Raw genomic sequence first — 24,320 nt, 5'->3', positions numbered from 1 at the left:
TCAAGACGATTGCTTCGTGCCACCGGCGCGATTCTGTTCCTCACGAGCGCGTGCACTCCGGAGGGCGGTTCGCCTGACGGGCAGGGCGTCACACCGTTGGGCATGGCGATCGCCGCGCGGAGCGCGTCCCTGGCTTCGACCGTGCTCTCCGCGGGCAAGCCCGCCTCCGCGAGCAGCAGCAACGCCCCCTACACGGCGAACAACCTCACGGATGGCAACCCGGGCTCCTACTGGGAATCGGCCAACGGTGCCTTTCCCCAGTGGGCCCAGGTCGACCTGGGCTCGGCCGCGACCGTCGAGGACGTCGTCCTGCGGCTACCGGCCGACTGGGGTGCTCGCAACGAGACCCTGTCCGTCCAGGCCTCCACCGATGGCGCCTCGTTCACCACGCTCAAGGCGAGCGCGTCCTATACGTTCAGCCCGTCCACGGGCAACGCCGTGACGATCGACGTCCCGGACACGTCCGCGCGCTACGTGCGCGTCACCCTCACCGCCAACACCGGATGGAGCGCTGCCCAGCTCTCCGAACTCGAGGTTCGCGGTACCGCCGTCACCACGCCGACCGACCCGCCGCCGAATCCGCCCACCGGCACGAACCTCGCCCTTGGCAAGCCCATCGTGGGCTCCTCGACGGAGTGGCAGTACGTGGCCACCAACGCCAACGACGGCAACGCCGACTCCTACTGGGAGGGCGCGGGCGGCCAGTACCCGAGCCACCTGACGGTCTCGCTCGGCACGGTCGTCGACCTCACGGGCGTCGTCATCAAGGTTCCTCCGTCCTCCGCCTGGGCGACCCGCACCCAGAGCTTCGAGCTCCAGGGTCGCGCTCAGGCCAACGGGTCGTGGACCTCGCTCAAGGCCTCCGCGGCGTACACGTTCAACCCGGCGACCGGCAACACGGTCACCGTGCCGTTCACTGGCACCGCCGCTGACGTCCGCGTCGTCTTCACGGGCAACACCGGGTCCGGCAACGGCCAGGTCTCCGAGCTCCAGGTCTACGGCACCCCCGCGGCCAACCCCGACCTCACGGTCACCGGAGTCACCGCGACGCCCGCCTCGCCGATCGAGTCCGACACGATCACGCTGACGGCCACGGTGAAGAACGCTGGCACCAAGCCTGCGGCGGCGACGAGCGTCAACCTCACCGTCGACGGCACCGTGGGCGCGACGGCCGCCGTCGCCAGTCTCGCGGCCGGTGCGACCACGACCGTGTCGGCGTCGATCGGCAAGAAGGCCGCTGGGTCCTACACGATTGGCGCGGTCGTCGACCCGGCCGGCGCCGTCGTCGAGCAGAACGAGAGCAACAACGCGTTCAGCAACCCGACCCGGCTCACGGTGTCGGAGGCTCCCGGGCCCGACCTGCAGGTGCTGAGCATCAGCCCGAACCCGGCGAACCCGGCCGTCGGGGCGCCGGTCAGGTTCAGCGTGGCGGTGAAGAACCGCGGGACCACGGCGGTCGGGGTGGCCACGGTCACCCGAGTCGCGGTGGGCGGCGGCACGCTCGACGCCACCACTCCGGCCATCGCCGCTGGCGCGACCGTCACGGTGACCACCAGCGGGAGCTGGACCGCCACGAGCGGGGGAGCCACCGTCACGGCCACGGCCGACGCGACCGGCGTCGTCGCCGAGACCAACGAGAACAACAACACGGCCTCACAGTCGATCGTGGTCGGGCGTGGGGCGGCGGTCCCGTGGGTCTCCTACGAGGCCGAGGCTGGCCGCTACCAGGGCACCCTGCTGGAGACGGATCCGCTACGGACCTTCGGGCACACCAACTTCGCCACCGAGTCCTCGGGCCGCAAGTCCGTGCGCCTGAGCAGCACCGGTCACTACGTCGAGTTCACTTCGACCAACGCGGCCAACGCGATCGTCGTGCGCAACTCCATCCCCGACGCGCCGAACGGAGGCGGCCAGGAGGCCACGATCAGCCTGTATGCCAACGGCACCTTCGTGCGGAAGCTGACGCTCTCGTCGCGGCATAGCTGGCTGTATGGGAATACCGACGGTCCGGAGGCGCTGACCAACACGCCCCAGGCCGACGCCCGGCGGTTGTTCGACGAGTCGCACGCGCTGCTCGCGCAGAGCTACCCGGCCGGCACCACGTTCCGCCTGCAGCGCGACGCGACGGACACTGCGTCGTTCTACGTCATCGACCTGATCGACCTCGAGCAGGTGGCGCCGCCGGCGAGCAAGCCCGCCGAGTGCACGTCGATCACGAACTACGGCGCGGTGCCGAACGACGGCATCGACGACACGGACGCCCTCCAGCGGGCGGTGACGGACGACCAGAACGGCGTCATCAGCTGCGTGTGGATTCCCGAGGGGCAGTGGCGGCAGGAGAAGAAGATCCTCACCGACGATCCGTTCAACCGCGGGATGTACAACCAGGTGGGCATCCGGAACGTCACGATCCGCGGCGCGGGCATGTGGCACTCGCAGCTCTACTCCACGATTGAGCCGCAGAACCAGCCGGCGAGCATCAACCACCCTCACGAGGGCAACTTCGGCTTCGACATCGACGACAACGTGCAGATCTCCGACATCGCGATCTTCGGCTCCGGCCGGATCCGCGGTGGAGACGGCAACGCCGAGGGGGGCGTCGGCCTGAATGGCCGGTTCGGCAAGAACACGAAGATCACCAACGTGTGGATCGAGCACGCCAACGTGGCGGTCTGGGTGGGTCGTGACTACGACAACATCCAAGAACTGTGGGGGCCGGCGGACGGTCTGCAATTCAGTGGCATGCGCATCCGCGACACCTATGCGGACGGCATCAACTTCAGCAACGGCACGCGCAACTCGCAGGTGTTCAACTCGTCGTTCCGCACCACGGGTGACGACTCCCTGGCGGTCTGGGCCAACCCCTACGTCAAGGACCGCGCGGTGGACATCGCCCACGACAACCACTTCATCAACAACACGGTCCAACTGCCCTGGCGGGCCAATGGCATCGCGATCTACGGCGGCTACGGCAACACGATCCAGAACAACCTCATCTACGACACGATGAACTACCCCGGCATCATGCTGGCGACCGACCACGACCCGCTGCCCTTCTCGGGGACGACGCTGATCGCCAACAACGGGCTCTACCGGACCGGTGGCGCGTTCTGGAACGAGGACCAGGAGTTCGGGGCGATCACCCTGTTCCCGTCGACCCGGGAAATCGTCGGCGTCACCATCCGGGACACCGACATCGACGACTCGACCTACGATGGCATCCAGTTCAAGAACGGTGGCGGCAACATGCCGAACGTGGTGATCAGCAACGTGCGGATCAGCAACTCGCGCAACGGTGCCGGCATCCTGGCCATGAGCGGCGCTCTCGGCAGCGCGACACTGACGAACGTCACCATCACCGGCTCGGCCGACGGCGACATCGTCAAGCAGCCGGGGTCGCAGTTCGTCATCAACGGGGGGTCATCCGCCCGGCCATGAGGTGACGCGAACGAGGCTCTCCGGCGCGTGGTGCTGTCTCCACTCGCCGGGGGTCCCCGGCGCTCCCATGGGCGGCGACTAGCCGAGCTTCTGGATGAAGGCGGCGGCGAGCTCCGCCTTGCGCGCGGCCTTCTCCTTGGCGGGCAGCACGAGGATGCGCTCGGGGGGGAGCACCTTGCGCGCCTTGTCCTGGAGCAGGGCGCTGTACTTGGCGACGTACTCGTCGCCGATCTTCTGGGCCATGCCGGTGGCGAGCGCGAGCATGCGCTGCTCCTCGAGCCCCGCGAAGTCGAGCACGCAGGCATCGGCCTGGCCGAGGTAGAGCAACCAACTGGTGCTGTAGAGCCCCACGCGCTGGTTGTCCCCGGCGACCTTGTCGAGCGCGGCCTTGTAGAAGGGGGCGAGCTGGGGGTTCTCCTTGGTGTTGCCGGTGAGCAGGGGCCGGGCGTCCTTGTTCTGGGCCAGCTCGTTGATGATGGCCTCGTTGTCCACGAAGGTGAGCCGGGACGAGGCACAGGCACTGGCGATCCAGGGGGCGGAATCCGCGGGCTCGTTGTCGAAGACGATGACGAAGCGCTTCATCGGGACGGCTCCAGGAGGAGAGGGGCCGCGCCATCATAGCCCCGGAACACGGCGGGCGGATTGTCCAAGTCCGTTCGGGGAGCAGGCGGGCCTGCGGCGAATGACGGAGGGACGCGTTAGAGAGGGAGCGTGCCTCCTCCCGCGCGTCCGACGTCCCCACCTCCCTCCCTGAAGACCCGGCTGAAGAACGCGGGCAGTCTCTCCCGGCAACTGCCCGGCACCTTCCGTCTGTTCTGGGCGGCCAGTCCCCGGATCGCGGTGGCGCTCGGCGGGCTCACGCTCCTGGCCGCGGTGATGCCGGCGGCGATCGCCTGGGTGGGCAAGCTCATCGTGGATGGGGTGGTGGCGCGCGAAGGGGTGCTGCACCTGGTGGCGCTGGAGTTCGGGCTGATGGTGGGCTCGACGGTGGTGGAGCGCTCCCTGTCGCTGGTGCGCGAGCTGGGGCGGGCCAACCTCAGCAACCTCATCAACGAGCGCATCCTCCACAAGGCGATGGAGCTGGAGCTGCGCCACTTCGAGGACTCGGACACCTACGACAAGATGCAGAACGCCCGGCGCGAGGCCAACAGCCGGCCGCTGGGGCTGGTGATGGACGTGTTCTCCATCGTGCGCAACCTCGTGACGCTGTCCACGTACGCGGTGCTGCTCGTGTCGCTGTCGCCCTGGAGCGTGGCGGTGCTGGTGGTGGCGAGCATCCCGGCGTTCATCGCCGAGGCGCGGCTGGCGGAGGAGGGCTTCCGGCTCTACTCGTGGCGCGCGCCCGAGGGCCGCAAGCTCAACTACCTGGAGTGGATCCTCACGCGCGACAACCACGTGAAGGAGGTGAAGGTGTTCGGCCTGGGGCCGCTGGTGCTCGGCCGCTACCGCACGCTGTTCCAGAAGTTCTTCCAGGAGGACCGCTCCCTGGCGCTGCGGCGCATGGGGTGGGGCCTGGGCCTGGGGCTCGTGTCGCTCGGGGCCTTCTATGGCTGCTACGCCTTCGTGGCGAGTCAGGCGTCGCTGGGCTCCATCACCGTGGGCGACATGGTGCTCTACCTGGGCGTGTTCCGGCAGGGCCAGGGCGCGTTCCAGGGCATCCTGTCGAGCGTGGGCAGCATGTACGAGGGCGCGCTCTTCATGAGCAACCTCTTCGCCTACTTCGACATCCCCACCGGCCAGGAGGCGCCCCGGGCGCTGCCGGCCCGCTCGCCGCCCCGGGGGCACCACAACGCCATCGAGCTGCGCGACGTGTCGTTCCGCTACCCGGGCAAGGAGGCCTGGGCGCTGCGCCACCTGACGCTGCGGCTGGAGCCCGGCGAGAAGCTGGCGCTGGTGGGGGAGAACGGCGCGGGCAAGAGCACGCTCGTGAAGCTGCTGCTGCGGCTGTACGAGCCCACCGAGGGGGACATCTTCTACGGGGGGGTCAACCTCAAGGACATGGATCCGAAGGACCTGCGCTCGCGCTTCGGCGCGGTGTTCCAGGACTTCGTGCGCTACCAGTTCAACGTGGCGGAGAACATCGGCCTGGGCGATGTGGAGGCGCTGGAGGACCGGCCGCGCATCATCCGGGCGGCGGAGCAGGGCGGGGCGAGTTCCGTCATCGAGGAGCTGCCGAGCCAGTACGACACGATGCTGGGCGGCTGGTTCGAGAAGGGGCTCGAGCTGAGCGGAGGGCAGTGGCAGAAGCTGGGCGTGGCGCGTGCCTTCATGCGCGAGGACGCCGAGGTGCTCATCCTCGACGAGCCCACGGCGAGCATCGACGCGGAGTCCGAGCACGCCCTCTTCGAGCGCTTCCAGCAACTGGCGGCGGACCGCATCGCGCTCGTCATCTCGCACCGCTTCTCCACGGTGCGCATGGCGGACCGGATCGCCGTGCTCCACGGCGGGCAGGTGGAGGAGCTGGGCAGCCACGCGGAGCTGATGGCGCGCGGCGGCCGCTACGCGCACCTGTTCAACCTCCAGGCCCGTGGCTACCGGGACTGAGGCGTCCTTCCCGAGGAGGGCGGGGTTCCCCGCGCGGGGCCTACCCGCCGATGACTTGCGACGGGGCGCTCAGGAGATAAGAGGTCGGGCATGCGCTACACGCCCATCATTGGAACGCTTGGCTACGTGATGTCTCCGGACGGCACGAAGGTGTTGCTCGTCCACCGCAACGCGCGTCCGGACGACGCGCACCTGGGCAAGTACAACGGCCTGGGGGGAAAGATGCAGGCGGACGAGGACGTGGTCGCGTGTATCCGGCGGGAGATCCGCGAGGAGGCGGGCATCGAGTGCACGCACCTCACGCTGCGCGGCACCATCAACTGGCCGGGCTTTGGTCCCAAGGGAGAGGACTGGCTGGGGTTCGTCTTCCGCATCGACCGCTTCGAGGGGACGCCGGCCGAGCGCAACGTGGAGGGCGAGCTGTCGTGGGTGCCGGTGAAGGACATCTTCCGGCTGCCCTTGTGGGATGGGGATCGGCACTTCCTGCCGCTGGTGTTCGACGAGGATCCACGGGCGTTCCACGGGGTGATGCCGTATGAGAACGGACACGCGGTGGGTTGGTCCTTCTCCCGCATCTGAAGGTGTTGTTGGAATGCCGGGCATGAAAAGACTCGTGTTGCCGTGTCTGTTGGCGTGGGTGTCCGTGCTGGGGGGCTGTGGTGAGTCCCCCATCATCGACGAGGAGCCGGATTGCGTGGAGGGAAGGATCTTCGCGCGCCCGGCGGGGGGAGGCAGTTGCCAGCGATACAACTGGACCTGCGATGTGCCCGAGGACTTCGTGGTGTGCTGTGGGGGGCTCGCCTTTGGGGGCTGCCCGGTGGCGAAGAGCTGTGTGGATGATCCGCTCGACGCGTGCGAGTCGGGCCAGACGAGCGACTGTCCGGGGATCTGCCAGTAGGCTAGCCTCCGGGTCCCCATGGCCCGGCCCGTCCTCCCGCCCCTCCCTACCTCCCCCACTGGTATTCCCCAGGCGCCGCCGTCCCTTCAACGGCCGCGCTACGGGTGGCTTCCCCCTCCGGGCTCGTGGAAGTTCCACCTGCTGCTCAGCTCGGTGGCCATCTTCGTGCTGGGGCCGCTGGGGGGGATCGCCGCCTCGTACATGAACTTCAGCCTGGGCATCTTCGTGGGCGGGCAGGTGCTGGCGGGCATCCTCGGCAGCGCCGTCACCTACGGCTATGGCCCCGAGGGCAAGCACGGCGCCAACTACATCCAGACCATGGCGGCGTCGGTGGCCTCCATGTGCGCCATGGCGGTGCTCATCCAGGCCATGGTGTGGCTGGGCATGCCGCAGCCGCCCGCCTGGCACCTGATGCTCTTCCTGGGGTGCGTGGGCATGTTCGGCGTGGGCGTGGGGATGCTCTACACGCCGCTGCTCGTGGACCGGCTGCAACTGGACTTTCCGTCGGGCCACGCGGTGGCCAACATCCTGCGGGCGCTCACCGACAAGCGGCTGTTGAAGCGCTCCATCGCCAAGCTGGGGGGAGGCGCGGGCGCGGGCTCGTTGGTGGCCTGGCTCACCGAGCACGTGGCCGCGCTGGGAGCGGCCGGGCTGAGCGCGTCCACGGTGGGGGTGGGCCTGGTGGTGGGCAGCCGCATCACGGTGCCCGCCATGGTGGGGGGTCTGCTGGGCGCGGCCGCGACGCCCTGGTTGCGCGAGCACGGTTGGCTCAAGGCGGACGAGCCCTTCCGCAAGATTGGCTTCCTCGTGGGCCTGGCGATGATCTGCGGTGCGGCCCTGGTGGACCTGTCGCTGCTGGCGGTGCAGGCGGTGGAGCGGGTGCGCAACCGGGCGCGGCTGCCCGCGGACGAGGTGCCCGCGTGGAAGCAGGTGAACTTGCCCCGGCTGCTCGCGTGGGTCGCCTTCTGGGGCGTGGCGGTGGTCCTGGTGGCCACGCGGCTGCTCGGCCAGCCCCTGGGCTTCATCCTCTTCGGCATGGCGCTGTCGCTGCTCTTCGTGCTCGTCAACGGCATCGCCTACGGCATGACGGATCAGAACCCCGTCTCCAGCGCCTTCGTGGTGTCGGTGCTGCTCATGTCGCTCCTGGGGTTGAAGGAGCCGCTGGTGGGCCTGATGTCCGCGAGCATCCTGCTCATCTGCACCTCGGTGGGCAGTGACATGCAGCAGGACCGCTCCACGGGCTGGCGCCTGGGCACGGACCGCACCGTGCAGTTCCGCTACCAGGTGGTGGGCATCGTGATGGGCGCGGTGCTGTGCGTGGGGCTGGCGCGCGTGTTCATGAGCGCCTATCCGGTGCTCGCCATCAACCAGCTCGATGACCCGACGGCGCCCGTGGGGCAGTGGGGCTCGGCCATGACGTACAAGATCGTGGGCGCCATTCGCAGCCTGGGCACGCTGTCGGACCACACGGTGAAGGCGCTGCTCTTCGGCCTCGCGGTGGGCCTGCTCATCGAGGTGGCGCGCAAGCTGCTCAAGCGCGACGCGCGCTACACGCGCTTCGTCCAGGGCTCGCGCACGGGCTTCGCGGTGGGGTGGGTGATGGATGCGGTGCTGCTGTCCAGCCCCTATGCCTCGTCCTTCGGAGGCTTCGTCAACCTGTCGGTGGCGCTGTGGTTCGGCGTGGGCGGCATCCTGTCCTCGCTCTGGAACACGCTGTCGCGCAGGGCGCCGCCCCAGTCGGCCGGCGCTCCGGGCGAGGGCGAGGTGCTGCCCGAGGACATGAGCACGACGTCGCTGGTGGGCGGAGGCCTCCTCGCCGGCGAGTCGCTCTACTTCCTCGTCCTCGGGCTCGCCGGGCTGGCGGCGCTGCTGGGCTGAGCCGGACGGAAGGGGGCCCCGCGTGGGGCCCCCCGGGGACTCAGGCGTGCTTCTTGATGACCTCGCACTCCTTGGACATCTCGTAGACGAGCGGCACGCCGGTGGCGAGCTCCAGGCCGATCACCTGCTCACCGGTGAGCTTGTCGAGCTTCATCACGAGCGAGCGGTTGGAGTTGCCGTGGGCGACCACGAGCACGTTCTTGCCCAGACGCAGGTCGCCGCTGATGCCGCGATCATAGAAGGGGAGCACGCGCTTGGCGGTCATCTCGAGGGACTCGCCATTGGGGGGCGGCACGTCGTAGGAGCGGCGCCAGATCTTGATCTGATCGTCGCCCCAGCGCTTGGCGGCGTCTTCCTTGTTGAGGCCCTGGAGGTCGCCGTAGTGGCGCTCGTTGAGGGCGGCGTCGCGGATGACGGGGACGCGCTGGCCGAGCGACTCGAGGATGATGGCGAGCGTCTCCTGGGCGCGGGTGAGGGCGGAGGTGTAGGCGACGTCGAACTTGATACCCAGGCCCTGGAGGGACTGGGCGGCCTGCCGGGCCTCGGCGCGGCCCTTTTCGGTCAGGGGCACGTCCACGAAGCCGGTGAAGCGGTTCTCATGGTTCCACAGGGACTGTCCGTGTCGGACGAGGGCGAGGATGGGCATGTCCGCCCCCTACTTCAGGCGGGCCCGGCTGTAAACACCCTCACCGGTGCCCGGGGGGCCCGCGGTGGGAGCCCCGCTTCCGAGCACCCGGCCCCGAGCGGATCGCCCTGTCGGGTGGGTGAGCCTCAATACCAGTGTTTCCGCTGCCAGAAGGCCCATGCCCGCTCGGGCGTCCCATAGCAGGCCTTGATGTAGCGGAAGCCTCCGAGCGCCTGGAAGTACGGGTCCGTGCTCCCATAGGGGACCTCCTTCAGGTACGTCCTCCAGGTGCTCTTCAGGAATTGGAAGAGCCCGAAGGCGGTGCTCCGGGGGTTCTTCTCGCGAGGATTCCAGCTCGACTCGTGCTGGATGAGCTGGAAGAGCGCCTCACTGCTGGCCCAGGCCAGCGGAAGTTTCAGCTCGGTCAGCGCCCGCTTGAACTGCGCGAGGAAGGGATTCTTGTGAGTGGGAGGCTTGCCCACGCTCGCTCCCAGCCGCTGGAACGCCGTGCGCGTCTGCGCGTTGTAGACACCACTGGGAGTCACGTGATGTGCCTGCTGGAACTTCTCGAGCGCCGCCTCCGTCTTGTTCCCGAAGATTCCAGGGCCCGTGTTCATCTGTGCCTGCGTCATGTGACCCAGCTTCACCAGCGCGAGCTGGAGCTGCTTCACCCCCGTTCCCCGGGAGCCCTTCTTCTGGGTCTCCGCGGGCAGCTTGAAGCCTTTCAGCGGTAGCCTGGGTGCCGGCGTCAGCGCCTCGAACATCCCCGCCAGCTCGCCTCGCTCCGAGGGAGTGAGAGGGCGAGCCTCCGTCCGGCGGTAGCCAGCAGCCGCCTCCCGCCGGGCTGTCTTGCCGCGTCGGACGGCCTTGGTGGTCCCCGTTTCTCCCCCTCCTTCGTCCTACAACGCTTGCTTGGGTTGTGTCTCCTTGAGCATGGAGCTGCCCTCCTGGGCCCAACCTGGGAATCACCTCTGGGTGTTTCCAGGTCCGCCTGCTGGTTCCCTCCCTATGCCATCGGGAAGTCTGGCGGTGGGGCGTGCGCTCCTTTTTCTCGTCCGACAGGACGAATGCCCATTCATTACAGCACGTGCCGTGCCCCTCGTTCTCCGTGGGGTCAACACAATCCGGGCTCCACTCCCATCACGGACGGGATTTCGGTGGACCCCATCCATACCCTTTCACCCATTGGAGATCCGGGGGGCTCCTGTCCATGAAGGTTCCAGAGCGCATCACGCAGGCGGCACGTCGGCGCATTCAAGAGGCCGAGCAGCAACGGCGGCGTGTGCTGATGGCCCTTCAGTCGAGCAATCCCCTGGACGCCGAGCCCAACGAGGTCCGCAAGCTCAAACGCATCCAGGCTGTCACCGGCATGAACCCCGAGGCTTCCAAGCGCATCGTCGCGGGCGAGAGCCCCCGGGTGTTCGGGCTCACGGGCGAGGCTCGCGCCGGCGCCGAGCGCATCCAGGGGAAGACCACCGACTTCGTGGGGGTCTCGTGGATAGACCAGGCGCGCTGGAGCGCGAACACCGTCGGCCGCGTCGTCCAGGACACCCTGGCGCCACTGGGCTCGGGCGTCCTCATCTCCAACCGGCTGCTCCTCACCAACCACCACGTCATCGAGGACGCCCAGGCCGCCCGGGAGCTGCTCGTCGAGTTCGACTACGAGCTGGATGAAAACGAACAGCCCCGGCCCCTGACGCGTTTCACCTTCGACCCGGACACGTTCTTCCTCACGAGCTCCGAGGACGACCTCGACTTCACCATCGTGGCGCTCGGTCGGCGGGTGCTCGGGACGCGCGATGTCTCCGAGTTCGGCTACTGCCCGCTGTTCGCCACGGGTGACCGGCACGTGCTCGGCGAGTTCGTCAACATCGTGCAGCACCCCGACGGCGACTACAAACAGGTCATCATCCGAGAGAACCGTCTCGTCACCCGGCTCGACACCGTCATGCATTACATGGCCGATACGATGCCGGGCTCCTCGGGCTCGCCCGTCTTCAACGACCAGTGGGAGTTCGTGGCGCTGCACCACTGGGGCGAGCCCTTCCTGGAATCCGCCCTCCCCACGGGCAAGCCGATCAGCAAGGATCTGAACGAGGGCATCCGCACCAGCGCCATCGTTCGAACACTGGAGGACATGATGAAGGACAGGAGCCCCGAAGAGCGCGTGCTGCTCGAGCCCGCGCTGCGCAACCCGGCGCGGCGCGGAGTCGTCGCCCCCACCGAGACGGCGCGACGCGTGGTCCCGGCTCCAGGAGGGGCGGAGCCGCCGGTCCGGGCCATGGACGAAGCCGCGGGCGCCCCGTCGGCGGCGTCTCTCGTGGCCCCCGCTCTCAATCCGTCATCCTTCGCCGCGCCGCCGTCTCCCTCCGTGTCGCCGCCCGCTGGTCCGAGCATCCAGGCGGACGGCGCCGTCACCTGGACGATTCCGCTCGAGCTCTCCGTCCGGCTGGGGAGCGGAGCGCCGATGGGGATTGCGTCACGCCCTCCATCGCCCGAGCCGGAGTTGCGCGCCGAGGTGGGTGGCGTCGGCGAGGCCCTCATCCGCATCGACAGGAACTACGCGAACCGCCGCGGCTATGATCCGGACTTCCTGAAGGGCTTCCACATCGAGATGCCACGGCTGAGCCCCGAGCAGCGCCAGCAGGCCGCCCGTAAGCTGCGGGCGGAACCCGGCGAGGACCCCTTCGAGCTCAAGTACCAGCACTTCTCCATCGTGGTGAACGCGGAGCGGCGCATGGCGTTCTTCACGGCGTGCAACATCGATGGCTCCACCTGGGTCTCCATCAACCGCGCCACCGGTGAATCACGAGAGTCCGCCGAGGCGGCCGAGGTCTGGTCCGTGGACGAGCGCATCTCGCCGGACGCGCAGTGCCATCAGGACCTGTACGACCACCAGCGGCCGCGCACCTTCGATCGCGGACACCTGGTGCGCAGGCTGGACCCGGCATGGGGGACGAGCACCCGCGCCCAGCGCGCCAACGCGGACACCTTCCACTTCACCAACTGCGCGCCGCAGGAGTCGCGCTTCAACCAGCGCGCTCAGTATTGGCAGGGAATCGAGCGGTGGTTGCTGGAGGACAACGCCATCGCAGACCGCGAGCGGATCATCGTCTTCACCGGGCCCGTCTTCGAGGACGATGATCCGGAGTACCGGTACGTGAAGGTGCCGCGGGCCTTCTGGAAGATCGTGGTCTTCGTCCAGGATGACCAGCTCCGGGCCACCGCCATCCGGGCCAGTCAGGGGGAACTGCTCCCGGGCGGCCTCCCCGAGAAGATGGGACGTGGAGCGGAGGACCTGAGCGACACGTCGGAGATCCACGAGTTCCGCAGCTCGGTGGCGGAGATCGAACGGCTGACGGGCCTGGACTTCGGCCCGTTGCGCCACCATGACACGAACGCGAGTGAAGGCGAGTCACGCATCCGCGAACGGCTCATCCACGGTTTCGAGGAGCTGGGCTTGCACCTGCACTGATGACAAGAGCGGCCGGAGGCTTCGCAGGTGCCTGGGCCGTAGGACAATTGTTCGCGGTCGGCGGTGCCGCGCTCGGCATTGAAACTGGACCCGGCGCACTCGTTACGGGGCTGGTCGGGGGCGTTGTCGGTGGCATCATTGGCGGAATTGGAGGCGCATTGGGTGCTGACTGGGTGTATGCGCGCATCAATGCTCAGTAACGGTGTGAAGGGAGCTGGCGAATTTCATGACTCTGGCGCTTGAATTTCGAAGCTTCTCGCGAGCCACCTCCGAGCGTGGCTCGCGCTCATTCGCTCCAACGCGCCGGAGGCACTCTGGTCCGGCAGTGATCGCCCACAGGCAGGGGAGTATCTGATGGTCCTCTGCGATCTTTTGATGGGTGGCCTGCTGGAAGCGATCGCGACCAACGACCATGCCGCGGTGGCCGAGTTCCGCTTGCGCTTCCTCGAGCGCGAACTGCCAGAGATCGAACTCTCCGCCGCGACAATGCTCCTTGCCCGGCAACTCTGCCTCCTGTCCGGCCGAGAGTTTGAACGCGCGGCCGACGAACTAGAAGGCTCGTGGGCCGAGTGGCTCGAATCCGGTCTCGTTCATCCTCGGGATGATGTGTGGAACGGCGTGCGGGGGAGCGCGAACAATGACGCGGAGCTCGTCCATGCCTCGCTCCTCGTTCTGTCGAGTAAACGGTTCGCCGCCTTGCGCTATGCGGTCGAGAGTGGGCTGCTGCTGCGAAGCACGCTGCCTGCTCGGCTGACGCTTCAAACGGACAGTTGCGCGCTGTTGGTATTGGCTCGAATGAGGGGGATGGAGATCTCCCTCGAAGCCGAGGAACCCCTGACGCGGCGGGCGGCATTGCTCTGGCGATTGGGCGAATGGCCCTTCACCTCACCGGCTGACTGATACCGCTGGGGAGAGCTCCTCCAGGGCCGCGCGCCCGCCGCGGAACACCGGCCAACCATCGCCCACCAGCACCGCGTCGATGCGCGGCCCTCGTGCGAGCAGCTCGCGCACCGAGGCGCGGGCCTGGACGGGGTCCTTCAGCTTCGCCTCCGGCAGCAGGTTGAGCCGCCCGCCCAGGTGGCCGCGAATCAGGTCCCCCGTCACCAGCGTCGTGTCCTCCAGAAGCAGGGCCAGCTCGCCGGGCGTCTTGGAGCCGTGCAGCTCCACCGCCACCAGCCCGGGGACGAGCTCCTCGCCCGTGGAGAGCCACCGGTCACACCGGAGAGGAAAGCTCTCCGCCTCGGCGCGGGGGCCGGCCACCTTCGCGCCGAAGGCGGAGACCAGCTCGCGGGTGGTGCGGACATGCTCCGAGTTGGTCACCACCACCCAGGCCACGCCTCCGAGCGAGCGCAGGTGCGCGGCATCGTGCGTGGACAGCGGGAGCGGATCGATGACCACGTTGCCCTCGGGGCGCACCCACAGGACGCTGTGGAAGTCCAGGTTGCGCGCCTCGTCGAAGACGGACCAGCCGTAGAGCTCTTTGCGGTGCAGGGCTTTCATGGCGCTCGACTCTACTCGGATGCGAGCCCTCCGCTGGAATACAACGATGAATTCATGTAAAACAAGTATAAATTGATTTACATGTTGGAGCGTCGGTTGTAAGGGAGTGCTTTGCCTTGGGAGGCCCGGCATGCATCACTCGCGACTTCTTCGTGGCGGTTGGGGCTCGAGCCCCTGGATGGCGGCGGCCCTGTGTCTCGTCACGAGCGGAGGTTGTGGTGGGTCTCCACGGCCCGAGACCGAGGCCCACCCCGGCGGCGTTTCGCTCCTGATGGCCGATGGGGAGCCGCCGGTGCTCGGCTCGGCCGATGCGCCCCCCGGCTACAGCCTGGTGTGGGGTGATGAGTTTGAAAACAGCACGGTGGACTCGTCCAAGTGGAACACGTTCGAGAACTCCAACTACGGCAGCAGCAACAAGGAAGATCAGTGCTACTTCGCTCGCAACGTGAGCGTTGGGGGTGGCACCCTGAAGATCACCGCGCGCCGCGAGACGGTGACCTGCGGCGCGACCAACCCCGATACGGGGACCCGGACCTACTACTTCACGTCCGGCTTCCTCACGACCCGCAACCAGGGCGGACCGCTGAAGTTCAAGTTCCGGTATGGGTACACCGAGGCGCGCATCAAGATGCCCAAGGGAAACCCCTACTGGGGGGCTTTCTGGCTGGTCGGACCCGGTGATGGCTCTACACCGGGGACGTGGCCCGCCTACGGTGAGTTCGACGTCACCGAGCTGCTCGGTGCGCGCCCCGACCTGACGCATGGGACCTTCCACTACGCGTGCACCGGTCGAGCGTCATGCAACACCTCGTCCGCCGCGATGTACAACGTGCGGACGGGAGACTCCTACCAGGGCTCGAGCAACTTCGGCCCTCAGCTGACTCCGAGCAACTTCGTGGACGGTGAGACCAGCACGCGGTTCGTGCGCTACGGCTTCCTCTGGCAGCCCGATCGAATCACCTGGTACGTCGATGGAAAGCCCATGCGCTACCTGGATGCCGACGGGAATCTCTATCGCTATCGCCCGGACGGCTCCAAGGTGTTCGATCGGAGCTTGACTAGTGTCTTCCCGAACAACCCGCCCACGAGCCCGCTCTCGACTGTCTTCGCCTACGAGCACTCGATTCATCTCAACCTGGCCTTCGGCGGTGGCTTCCCTCGCTACTCCACGTATGGATACACGGGCATCGAGACGGCGACCGGCTACAGCGACGGCAATCTGGCCGCGACGCTCCCCGCGGCCATGGAGGTGGACTACGTGCGCGTGTTCCGGCTCCCAGGACAGTGACGCGCGGCCCTGACCGGCTCAGCCCCTCTTTTGTTGGGACGTCGGCGGAGTCGTTCCCTCCTCGGGGTGTACTCCCCACCCCAGGATGCCGCGGTCCTGGCATCCCCGAGGAAACGATGCACATCGACAAGAACACACGGCCTTCGCGGCACGGGCCTGGCGCTCGCCGCGACCTCCAGGGCGCGCTCCTGCTCGCCCTGTTCACCCTGGCCTGCGACGGTGAACCCGCCGCCGGGACCATCGAGGCGGCGGACGGCGCCAGTGCCCTCGCCACCACCGTCACCGTGTCCTTCCAGGAGCAGGTCTCCCCCTCGGCCGCCTATACCGGCGTGTCGGACACCTCGCTCCTGGAGAGCTCCCCGTCCACCAACACCGGCGCCGACCCCATCTTGCGCATGGACCGTGACCATCCCAGCGGCACGGGAAAGGTCGCCAACACCCTCCTGCGCTTCGACGTCAGCGCCATCCCCTCGAACGCGACGGTGCAGTCGGCCCGGCTGACCTTCAACGTGAAGAACGCGACGACGGGTGAGGGCTACTTCGTCCACGCCGCGAGCCGGGCCTGGAACGAGTCGCAGGCCACCTGGACGAATGCGACGAGCACCATCACCTGGAGCGCGGGCGGCGCCAGCGGCGCCTCGGACCGGGGCACGACGTCCTTCGCCACGCTCCTCCCGTCGGCGACGGGCAGCTATGGCGTGGACTTCAACGCGGCGGGTGTCTCGGCCATCCAGGATTGGGTGCGCAACGCGGGCACCAATGCCGGCTTCGTGCTGGACGCGCCCACCAACATGGACGGACTGGAGCTCGACTCCTCCGAGGCCACCACCGCCGCCAATCGCCCGAAGCTGACGGTGACCTACACCGTGACCTCGCCGGGCAATGGCACGGGCCTGCTCGGCCAGTACTTCGTGGGCCTGAACTTCGAGTCCCTCATCCGGCAGCGCACGGATGCCACGGTGGACTTCGACTGGAACACGGCCGCGCCGGACCCCGCGCTTCCCGTGGATGGCTTCAGCGTGCGGTGGACGGGCCAGGTCGTCCCGCTCCATTCGCAGACCTATACCTTCCATACCCAGAGCGACGACGGGGTCCGCCTCTGGGTCAACGGCCAGCAACTCATCAACAACTGGAGCGACCACTCCTCCGTCGAGAACAGCGGCTCCATCGCGCTGACGGCGGACCAGAAGTACGACATCAAGCTCGAGTACTACGACAAGACGGGGTCAGCCGTCGCCCGGCTGTCCTGGTCCTCCGCGAGCCAGCCCAAGCAGGTCATCCCCGCGACCCAGCTCTTCCCCGCTCCGACACAGCAGCCGCGCGAGCCGGGCCTCAGCGGACTCGACAACTCCGGCAAGACGATTCCGGACACCGACTATGCCATCCCGGCCGGAGCCATTTTCATGGCCACGAATGGCAGTGACGGCAACCCGGGGACTCAGGCCGCTCCCGTGGCCACGCTCAACCGCGCCATCGCCCTGGTGCCCTCGGGCGGAACGATTGTCGTGCGCGGTGGCACCTACCGTGACTGGTACAACAACGGCGCGGGCAACTACAAGGTCGCCACCAAGCCCATCACCTTCCAGGCCTACCCGCACGAGACGGTCTGGTTCGACGGCACGGACGTGAAGCCGGCCTCCAGCTGGACGAGCGATGGCGCCGGCCACTGGTACATCGACTGGAGCACGCCCAGCTTCTGCAACGGCGGCTACTACAACTACAAGTACGACGCCCAGCCCACCACCAACACGGGCCCCTGCGCCCACTTCGACATGTATGGCGACCCGGCCAACCCCGCCGCGGGCGACCCGCAGATGGTCTTCATCGACGGGGCCTACGTGCACGAGGTGAAGACGCTCGCGGAGGCCACCCCGGGCAACTTCTTCTACGACTGGACCAACCGCCGCCTCTACATCGCGACCAACCCGAGCGGCCACACCGTGGAGGTGGCCGCTCGCCCCGTCGCCCTCGTCCTGGGCGGCACGGGCTATGCCCTCAAGGGCCTGGGCTTCAGGCGCTACGCGACGAACGAGTACAGCAACACCACGAACTCGGCCGTCTACATCGGCGCGACCCAATCGCTGGTCGAGAACTGTGTCTTCACGCAGATGGCGGCCGGCTCGCTCAGCATCAAGTCCCAGGGCGGGGTCGTGCGCCGGTCCGTCTTCGCGCACAACGGCTTCACCGCCATCGGCTCCAATGGCCAGACGAACAGTGCCACGGTCGGCTACGACGGCCTGCTGCTCGAGGAAATCCTCGTCAACGCCAACAACACGGAGCGCTTCGGCACGAACTGCTCCCGCTCCTGCGCGCAGGCGGGCGTGAAGATCGCGCACATGAATGGCTTCACGGTGCGCCACAGCGTCTTCGAGAACAACGTGGGGGGCGCGGGCTTCTGGTGTGACGAGGACTGCCGCGGCGGGGTGATGGTCTACAACATCGCCCGCAACAACAAGACGGGCCTCTTCTACGAGGTCTCCGACACCGGCATCATCGCGTCCAACCTCATCTACGACAACGCCAGCTACGGCATCCAGTCCTGCTCGTCGAACACGAAGATCTACAACAACACGCTCGTCAACAACGCGGCCATCAACATCTGGATCTACGACGACGCGCGCAACGAGTCCGACAAGCGCGGCTCGGACATCGGCCCGGACACCGCCAACGTCGACGTGGCGAACAACATCCTGTCGGGCGGAAACATCACCACCCTGAAGGCGTCCCGCTCCGACTCCAACTACACCAACACGGGCCCCAACACCTTCTTCTCGGGCCTGGACTACAACAGCTACTACCGCTCCGGCGGAGGCGGGAAGTCGCTGGTCAACTGGGTGGACACCGGCGGCGTGAACTACACCTCGCTGGCCGCGCTCCAGGCGGGCCACGGCTGGGAGAGCCACGGGCACGACATCGCGTCCGGAGGGGACCCCTTCTTCGTGAACCAGGAGCTGCACGACTACGCCGTGCGCGGCACGAGCCCCGCGTACCAGAGCGGCAAGCCGCTGCCCGCGGACGTGGCGCAGGCGCTCGGGGTGGCCGCCGGCACGGTGACGAGCCGGGGCGCGCTGAGCTGGCCGGGGAAGTAGACCCGGCGGCTGTCGAGTGCCACGGCCCCTTCGCCGGCCGTGGCACGGCCCTGTCCCCGGTCAGCCGGCGCACGTGGTGCCCGGGGTGGGCCAGGGTCCGCTCGCCGTGGACAGGTTGCGCTGAACGTGACGGCTCAGTGCGTATAGGTGTAGTGGGGCGAGTCGTACTGGGGGCCGGACTTCTCGTAGGTGAACCAGTACTCGCGCCGGCTGCCCGTGCTCAGGCCCGCCACGTCCTGCGTCCAGGTTCCGTTGGCGAGCGCCATCCGGAAGTTCTGCTGGCCGCCGCCATTGAGCGTGTAGTGCACGTCCACGTAGAGGGCGGAGATGGTGGGCTTGAAGGAGATTCTGGCCTGGGTGCTGGAGGTCCGGGTGACGCTGGCGGTGTAGTCGGCCGTCGTGTGGTCGCCGCCGGTGCCCGAGGCGCTGGTGGTGGCGCTGACGGTGTTGCTCGCCGCGGAGGTGTTGCCGGCGGCGTCGCGCGCCTTGATGGAGAAGGAGTACGTGGTGCTGGCCGACAGGCCGCTCACGGTGAAGGTGGTGGCCGAGCTGGAGCCCACCAGCGTCGAGCCCCGATAGATGTCGTAGCTCGCGACGCCGACGTTGTCCGTGGACGCCGTCCAGGACAGCGCCACGCTGCTGCTCGTCGTGGACGAGACCTTCAGGGAGGACGGCGCGGAGGGCGCCTGGGTGTCGGTCGGGTTTCCGCCGCCGCCATTCACCACGGAGCCGGTGAAGGGATTGAAGCGGTGGATGGCGAGGATGAGCCAGCCGGTGCTCGACACGCAGTTTTCCTGCGCCATGCGCCAGTAGTTGTTGCTGGTGCCCTTGAGGGAGTAGGGGACGCCGCCGAGCAGCGAGCCGCTCGTGCCCTGCTTCTTGATGATTTCGTCGATGATGGAGTCGGCCTTGGTCGTGTTGCCATTCATGTAGTGGGCGACCGACATGAAGGCCGAGCCCTCGAACCAGATGTCCGCGCACCGGTCGCCGTTGTAGTTGCCGTTCTGATCAGTGGCCCGGGCGCAGTCGTACTGCCAGTCGAAGTCGTAGGCGGTGATGGTGGTGTTCTCGTACGGCAGGGAGTGCACGTACCGGGGATCCGCGACGGTGCCAACGCCCCGGGCGTTGTCGACGGAGGCGAGCGAGGCCTTGTAGTCCCGGGTGCCCGACAAGCCGAGCGCGAGGACGCCCCAGGGATTGACGTCCAGGGGAACGTTCGTGTCCAGCAGGCCGGTGTTGTTCTTCCACCCGCCGTAGAAGCGCTGCGTGGTGTTGTTCCACATCACGTTGTCGAGGAACTGCTTCACGCCCTGGGCGGCGTCGTTGTACGCCGTGGTGCGGTCGGAGAACTTGCCCGCGTAGTAGCGGTAGAGGTTGTAGACGTCCTCGTTGTGCTCGGTGGAGCTCCAGACCTCGTCCGTCCAGACGCCCTGGATGTCCCAGGTGGTGCGTCCGCCGGAGATGGCGCCGTTGGGCTTCTTGAACGTGAGCATCCACTCCAACGCCTTCCGGGCGGGGGTCCGGTAGGTGGTGGAGCCGTAGAGCTTCTCGTGGGTCATGAAGGCCATGGTGACCCAGGCCACCGGGCCCACGTGCTTGCGGATCTCCTCGCCGTAGCCGTTCCACCAGTAGGAGTTGATCCACGAGCCATCCGGATCCTGGATGGCGACGAGCTTGTCGAGCACCTTCTCGGCGCGCACGCGGTCGCCCTTGGCCATGAAGGCGATGGCGGCCACGGCCTGATCGTAGGTGTAGACGATCTGCTTGCGCTCGGTGGCGTTCCACCAGTCATCGAAGCTGTCGACGAGTCCGCTCAGGGCGCTCCCGTTCGTCAGATCCTGCTGCACCTTGAGCCACTGGTACGCCCGGTCCGAGGCCAGCGCACGCTCCGTTGCACCCAACCCCTGGGTGGACTCGGTGGCCGGCCCGGTCTCCTCCTCCATGCCGGGACCGGGGGGCACTCCACAGCCGAGGGAAAACGCCAGCGTGCCCGCGATCAACTTCCGGACGGAGACGAGATTTCGAAACATGGACACCCTCACCTTGAAGGGGGCTGGCTGGCGCCAACCCGTTCGCCGTGAATAGGTGTCTGTTCCAGAAAAAACGGGTTAAGTTGGAATAAAAAGATTTTTCTTTTTATTCGTGTGATGTGCCCGTCCGTGAAGGTGCTGTGACCTGGAGTGGGACCCCGGCACCCGCTATGGCGCCAGGAGCGGTCCAACGAGCAACCCCTCCGCCGGCTGGGGCTCCCCGAGACTCCGGCTCTGCCCGGTTCCGGTGTAGGGGTACACGAGGAACAGCGAGGAGGAGCGTGTCTCGACCTGGACGCCCATGCCGGACTCGCTTCCGGATTCGAGCGTGGTGACGAGCGCGATCGCCCCAACGTCGCCCGAGCCGATGCGGCGCTCGAGATGCGCGAGGGTGGCATCGAGCAGCTCGTCCCAGGAGGCGCGTGGCAGTTGGTCCCGGGGAAAATAGGTTCGTGGATTGTCGCCCGCCGGGTCGAGGGTCAGCCCGAACGGGAGCACGGAGCCCTGCTTGCGAAGCAGGAACATGCCCGCTTCCCTGGCCACGTGCAGCGTCTTCTCCAGCAGCTCCTGGTCGTTCATCGTCCAGGCAGGATGCCTTCGAGCCGTGCCGGAGCGCCATCCGGAAACACAGCGGACCCACACTCCGCTACGGCCGTCCTCCGCTCGCGCGCGCCGCGGGCCGCAGGCGCTCCCACGCGAAGGCGAGCAGCAGGAACATCACGCCCACCGCGCAGACGCCAGGCCACGCGAAATGGTCCCATGCGGCCGTGCCGAGCCAGGAACCGCACGCTCCGCCCGCGTAATAGAAGACTTTGTAGATGGTATTGAGCCGTGTCTGTGCTTCCGGGTGGATGCGGTAGAGGTCGGTCTGGTTCGAGACCGTCGCCGTCTGCGCGCCGAGATCCAGCAGGAGCACGCCGGTGATGAGCCCCGCCCACGTGGCGCCCAGGCCCGCGAACACCATCCAGGCCAACAGCATCAGCAGGATGCTTCCCCGCACGAGCCGCCGGGCACCCAGGCGCTCCACGTTGCGGCCGGTCAGGTTGGCGGCGAGCGCCCCAGCCGCGCCGATCAGGCCGAACATGCCCGCCGTCTCCGGGCCCATGCGGAAGGCATCGCTTTGCAGATAGAAGGCGAGCGAGGCCCAGAAGGCCGAGAGCGCGGCGTACATCAGCGCGCCGGTCAGGGCGATCGCTCGCAGCTCGGCCAGGTCGCGAAACAGACTCCACACCGAGTGGAGCAGCCGCGGATACGACAGGCGCGTGGGCGACTCGTAGCGTGGCAGCCCGAGCCGCAGCAGCACCGCGAGTACGAACATGGTCGCGGAGGCCACGAAGAACACGCCGCGCCAACCCAGGTGCGCGCCCACGAAGCCCGAGAGGGTGCGCGAAACGAGCACGCCGATCAGCGCCGCGCTCAAGACGGTGCCGAGGTTGCGGCCGCGCTCCGCGGGCGTGCTCAACACCGCCACGAAGGGGATCAGGATCTGCACCAGCACCGCGGTGAGGCCAATCCCGAGGCATGCCGCGAGAAAGAGCGGGAACGTGGGGGCGAGGCCCGCGGCGAGGAGCGCGAGCCCGGCGCAAACGAGCAGCACCACCAACAGCCCGCGCTTCTCGAGCACGTCGCCGAGCGGGGTGAGGAAGAGCATCCCGGCCACGTAGCCGAGCTGACTGAGCATCGGGATGGTGCCGGTGCTCGACGCCGACTGCTGGAAGGACCAGGCGATCTCCCCGAGCAGCGGCTGGGCGTAGTAGATGTTGCCCACCGCCAAGGCGGTCGCCGCGGTGAGCGTCCAGAGCAGCCGACGGCTCATGTCGGCCGCAACGGCTTGCGTTCCGACGGCAGTGGAGGCGGTGGCGGTCGTTCCCATGCGCGAGAGGTAGCGGTTCTCCGCGCATATTACCAATAGATGCTGGGTCCGCGGGCGCGCGGGTGATCCCTCCTGGCGGCTCGAGGCGCTGAGCACGTTCCCGGCGTGATATGCCTACCCGAATGGCCCAGGGGTCCGACACCTTCTCCGAGCTCTCGCAGTACACCCTCGATCGCCACTCCATGCGGCTGCTCCCGGAGCCGTTCTGCCGCCGCCATTCCGTGGTGGTGTTGGGGAAGATCGACGCGCAGGCGTCCGACACGCCCGTCACCATCGGCATGACGGATCCGGACAACCCGTCCCTGCGCTTTCGGATCTCCGACTTCCTGCAGCGGGCCATCCAGCCGGTGAAGCTCAACCGCTACGAGATCGACACGGCCCTGCGCACGGGCTTCGGTGCCGGGCCCCAGACGAAGTCGGATCTCGTCATCCGCGAGCGCCCGCCCTCGCCGCAGCCGCCCTCGTCCGTCGAGCTGGTGGATGACCTCCTCGCCGGGGCCATCGAGCGCGAGGCCTCGGACATCCACATCGAGAGCTACCGCGACGACGTGGACCTGCGCTACCGCATCGATGGCATCCTGCATCAGGCCTACACGGACATGGATCCAGAGTCCGTGCAGGAGGTGATCAGCCGCATCAAGATCCTCGCCGGAATGGACATCACCGAGCGCCGCCGGCCCCAGGACGGCCGCATCCGCGCCGTCATCGTCCAGGGCGAGGAGCACAAGGTCGTCGACTACCGCGTGAGCGTGGTGCCGAGCCCGGGCGGTGAGGACGTGGTCATCCGCGTGCTCGACTCGAGCGCGGGGCTCGTCCCCGTGAGCACGCTGGGGATGAGCCCGGACACGGAGCGGGTCTTCCTCAACCTGCTCTCCAACCCCGAGGGCCTCATCCTCGTCACCGGCCCCACGGGCAGCGGGAAGACGACCACCCTCTATGGGGCGCTCGCGCAGCTCAACGATGGGCGCAAGAAGATCATCACCGCCGAGGACCCCATCGAGTACTACGTCCCCAAGGTGAACCAGAAGGAGGTCACCCCGCAGATGTCGCACGCGCAGCTGCTGCGCGCACTGCTGCGGCAGGACCCCAACGTGATGCTCGTGGGGGAGATCCGCGACCTGGAGACGGGCAGCATGGCGCTCAACGCCGCGGCCACCGGGCACGTGGTGCTCGGCACGCTCCACACCGCCGATGCGGTGGGCGCCGTGGGTCGGCTGCGCGGCCTGGAGCTGGATGACACCGACATCGCGGACTCGCTGCTCGCGGTGCTGGCCCAGCGGCTCGTGCGCCGCATCTGCCCCAAATGTGTGGCACCCGCCGAACCCACCCGGAAGCAGAAGGAGCTGCTCGGTCCGCTGCTGGACGGCATCCAGCCCCAGACGGGCGTCGGGTGCGAGGAGTGCCGCCACACCGGCTACCGGGGGCGCACCGGCATCTACGAACTCCTGGTGGTGGACCCGGGGCTGCAGGAGCTGATCGCCCAGGGGGCCCACAGCGCACAGCTGCGCCGCCACGCACGGGCGCATGGCTTCCGCACCCTCGTGGAGAACGCGCTGGAGAAGCTCGCCTCCGGGCAGACCACGCTCGCGGAGCTGGTGCGCGTCATTCCCTACCGGCAGCTCATGACCGCCCGCGAGGAGCATCAGCCGAAAAAGGTGTCAGACGACTCGTGTGCGCCAGGC

Annotated in this window: 17 protein-coding genes; 10 read left to right on the top strand and 7 right to left on the bottom strand. The window is 67.8% G+C overall.

Annotation, left to right across the window (positions count from 1 at the left end):
* On the top strand, positions 1–3,438 hold a 3,438-nt coding region (locus D187_RS29415), incomplete at its 5' end, for a CARDB domain-containing protein (RefSeq protein WP_211241584.1).
* Positions 3,439–3,516: 78 nt separating this feature from the next.
* Here D187_RS29415 and D187_RS29410 read toward each other — a convergent pair.
* Positions 3,517–4,020: a hypothetical protein gene (locus D187_RS29410; protein ID WP_002631753.1), complete on the bottom strand. Its 504-nt coding sequence runs from the start codon at positions 4,018–4,020 to the stop codon at positions 3,517–3,519.
* Between the two features lie 129 nt (positions 4,021–4,149).
* Between D187_RS29410 and D187_RS29405 the strand changes: the two genes are divergently transcribed.
* From D187_RS29405 to D187_RS29390, 4 genes are all read left to right on the top strand, one after another.
* Positions 4,150–5,982 (top strand): ABC transporter ATP-binding protein, encoded by a 1,833-nt coding sequence (locus tag D187_RS29405; RefSeq protein ID WP_002631754.1) that lies wholly within the window; start codon positions 4,150–4,152, stop codon positions 5,980–5,982.
* Between the two features lie 90 nt (positions 5,983–6,072).
* Positions 6,073–6,561 carry an NUDIX hydrolase gene (locus D187_RS29400; RefSeq protein WP_002631755.1) on the top strand — a complete coding sequence of 163 codons (489 nt, stop codon included), beginning with the start codon at positions 6,073–6,075 and terminating at the stop codon, positions 6,559–6,561.
* 22 nt (positions 6,562–6,583) lie between these two features.
* Positions 6,584–6,880: a hypothetical protein gene (locus D187_RS29395; RefSeq protein WP_155893674.1), complete on the top strand. Its 297-nt coding sequence runs from the start codon at positions 6,584–6,586 to the stop codon at positions 6,878–6,880.
* Between the two features lie 18 nt (positions 6,881–6,898).
* Complete coding sequence (locus D187_RS29390; RefSeq protein WP_002631758.1) at positions 6,899–8,758, top strand: OPT/YSL family transporter; 1,860 nt, start codon at positions 6,899–6,901, stop codon at positions 8,756–8,758.
* A gap of 40 nt (positions 8,759–8,798) precedes the next feature.
* Here D187_RS29390 and D187_RS29385 read toward each other — a convergent pair whose 3' ends face one another.
* Together D187_RS29385 and D187_RS56450 are read right to left on the bottom strand one after the other, a co-directional pair.
* Positions 8,799–9,404, bottom strand: a complete 606-nt coding sequence (locus tag D187_RS29385; RefSeq protein WP_002631760.1) for a 2,3-bisphosphoglycerate-dependent phosphoglycerate mutase — start codon at positions 9,402–9,404, stop codon at positions 8,799–8,801.
* Positions 9,405–9,529: 125 nt separating this feature from the next.
* Positions 9,530–10,147, bottom strand: a complete 618-nt coding sequence (locus D187_RS56450; RefSeq protein ID WP_002631762.1) for an aggregation-promoting factor C-terminal-like domain-containing protein — start codon at positions 10,145–10,147, stop codon at positions 9,530–9,532.
* Between the two features lie 446 nt (positions 10,148–10,593).
* Here D187_RS56450 and D187_RS50550 point away from each other — a divergent pair, with 446 nt between their 5' ends.
* Positions 10,594–12,858, top strand: coding sequence for a DNA/RNA non-specific endonuclease (locus tag D187_RS50550; RefSeq protein ID WP_002631763.1), 2,265 nt, complete (start codon positions 10,594–10,596; stop codon positions 12,856–12,858).
* A gap of 354 nt (positions 12,859–13,212) precedes the next feature.
* On the top strand, positions 13,213–13,758 hold the full coding sequence (locus D187_RS29370; RefSeq protein ID WP_002631764.1) for a hypothetical protein: 546 nt from the start codon (positions 13,213–13,215) through the stop codon (positions 13,756–13,758).
* On the opposite strand, the gene D187_RS29365 is transcribed toward D187_RS29370, so the two are convergent.
* Positions 13,744–14,358 carry an MBL fold metallo-hydrolase gene (locus tag D187_RS29365; RefSeq protein WP_002631765.1) on the bottom strand — a complete coding sequence of 205 codons (615 nt, stop codon included), beginning with the start codon at positions 14,356–14,358 and terminating at the stop codon, positions 13,744–13,746. The genes D187_RS29370 and D187_RS29365 overlap by 15 nt on opposite strands.
* Positions 14,359–14,488: 130 nt before the next feature.
* On the opposite strand from D187_RS29365, the gene D187_RS29360 reads away from it, so the two are divergent.
* Complete coding sequence (locus D187_RS29360; RefSeq protein WP_081713911.1) at positions 14,489–15,646, top strand: glycoside hydrolase family 16 protein; 1,158 nt, start codon at positions 14,489–14,491, stop codon at positions 15,644–15,646.
* A 116-nt stretch (positions 15,647–15,762) separates the two neighbouring features.
* A complete protein-coding gene (locus D187_RS29355; protein WP_002631767.1) occupies positions 15,763–18,735 on the top strand; it encodes a PA14 domain-containing protein in 2,973 nt (990 codons plus the stop codon).
* 134 nt (positions 18,736–18,869) lie between these two features.
* On the opposite strand, the gene D187_RS29345 is transcribed toward D187_RS29355, so the two are convergent.
* The 3 genes from D187_RS29345 to D187_RS29335 form a co-directional block, all read right to left on the bottom strand.
* Positions 18,870–20,765 carry a fibronectin type III domain-containing protein gene (locus tag D187_RS29345; RefSeq protein WP_002631768.1) on the bottom strand — a complete coding sequence of 632 codons (1,896 nt, stop codon included), beginning with the start codon at positions 20,763–20,765 and terminating at the stop codon, positions 18,870–18,872.
* Between the two features lie 168 nt (positions 20,766–20,933).
* Positions 20,934–21,344 carry a hypothetical protein gene (locus tag D187_RS29340; protein WP_002631769.1) on the bottom strand — a complete coding sequence of 137 codons (411 nt, stop codon included), beginning with the start codon at positions 21,342–21,344 and terminating at the stop codon, positions 20,934–20,936.
* 67 nt (positions 21,345–21,411) lie between these two features.
* Complete coding sequence (locus D187_RS29335; RefSeq protein WP_002631771.1) at positions 21,412–22,581, bottom strand: MFS transporter; 1,170 nt, start codon at positions 22,579–22,581, stop codon at positions 21,412–21,414.
* A 179-nt stretch (positions 22,582–22,760) separates the two neighbouring features.
* Between D187_RS29335 and D187_RS29330 the strand changes: the two genes are divergently transcribed.
* Positions 22,761–24,320: GspE/PulE family protein (locus D187_RS29330; protein WP_063725040.1), on the top strand; the 1,560-nt coding region annotated here is incomplete at its 3' end.

Origin of the sequence: Cystobacter fuscus DSM 2262 (genome assembly GCF_000335475.2) — a bacterium.
Lineage (GTDB): Bacteria > Myxococcota > Myxococcia > Myxococcales > Myxococcaceae > Cystobacter > Cystobacter fuscus.
The sequence above is the reverse complement of the archived record's forward strand: the minus strand, read 5'-3'. Positions and strand labels throughout refer to the sequence as shown.

What these genes read in the sequence shown, in the direction of transcription:
- D187_RS29345 (WP_002631768.1), bottom strand. Translation starts at nt 20,765, where the DNA reads ATGTTTCGAAATCTCGTCTCCGTCCGGAAGTTGATCGCGGGCACGCTG.
- D187_RS29370 (WP_002631764.1), top strand. Translation starts at nt 13,213, where the DNA reads ATGGTCCTCTGCGATCTTTTGATGGGTGGCCTGCTGGAAGCGATCGCG.
- D187_RS50550 (WP_002631763.1), top strand. Translation starts at nt 10,594, where the DNA reads ATGAAGGTTCCAGAGCGCATCACGCAGGCGGCACGTCGGCGCATTCAA.
- D187_RS29360 (WP_081713911.1), top strand. Translation starts at nt 14,489, where the DNA reads ATGCATCACTCGCGACTTCTTCGTGGCGGTTGGGGCTCGAGCCCCTGG.
- D187_RS29335 (WP_002631771.1), bottom strand. Translation starts at nt 22,581, where the DNA reads ATGAGCCGTCGGCTGCTCTGGACGCTCACCGCGGCGACCGCCTTGGCG.
- D187_RS29410 (WP_002631753.1), bottom strand. Translation starts at nt 4,020, where the DNA reads ATGAAGCGCTTCGTCATCGTCTTCGACAACGAGCCCGCGGATTCCGCC.
- D187_RS56450 (WP_002631762.1), bottom strand. Translation starts at nt 10,147, where the DNA reads ATGTTCGAGGCGCTGACGCCGGCACCCAGGCTACCGCTGAAAGGCTTC.
- D187_RS29355 (WP_002631767.1), top strand. Translation starts at nt 15,763, where the DNA reads ATGCACATCGACAAGAACACACGGCCTTCGCGGCACGGGCCTGGCGCT.
- D187_RS29390 (WP_002631758.1), top strand. Translation starts at nt 6,899, where the DNA reads ATGGCCCGGCCCGTCCTCCCGCCCCTCCCTACCTCCCCCACTGGTATT.
- D187_RS29400 (WP_002631755.1), top strand. Translation starts at nt 6,073, where the DNA reads ATGCGCTACACGCCCATCATTGGAACGCTTGGCTACGTGATGTCTCCG.
- D187_RS29395 (WP_155893674.1), top strand. Translation starts at nt 6,584, where the DNA reads ATGAAAAGACTCGTGTTGCCGTGTCTGTTGGCGTGGGTGTCCGTGCTG.
- D187_RS29385 (WP_002631760.1), bottom strand. Translation starts at nt 9,404, where the DNA reads ATGCCCATCCTCGCCCTCGTCCGACACGGACAGTCCCTGTGGAACCAT.
- D187_RS29365 (WP_002631765.1), bottom strand. Translation starts at nt 14,358, where the DNA reads ATGAAAGCCCTGCACCGCAAAGAGCTCTACGGCTGGTCCGTCTTCGAC.
- D187_RS29340 (WP_002631769.1), bottom strand. Translation starts at nt 21,344, where the DNA reads ATGAACGACCAGGAGCTGCTGGAGAAGACGCTGCACGTGGCCAGGGAA.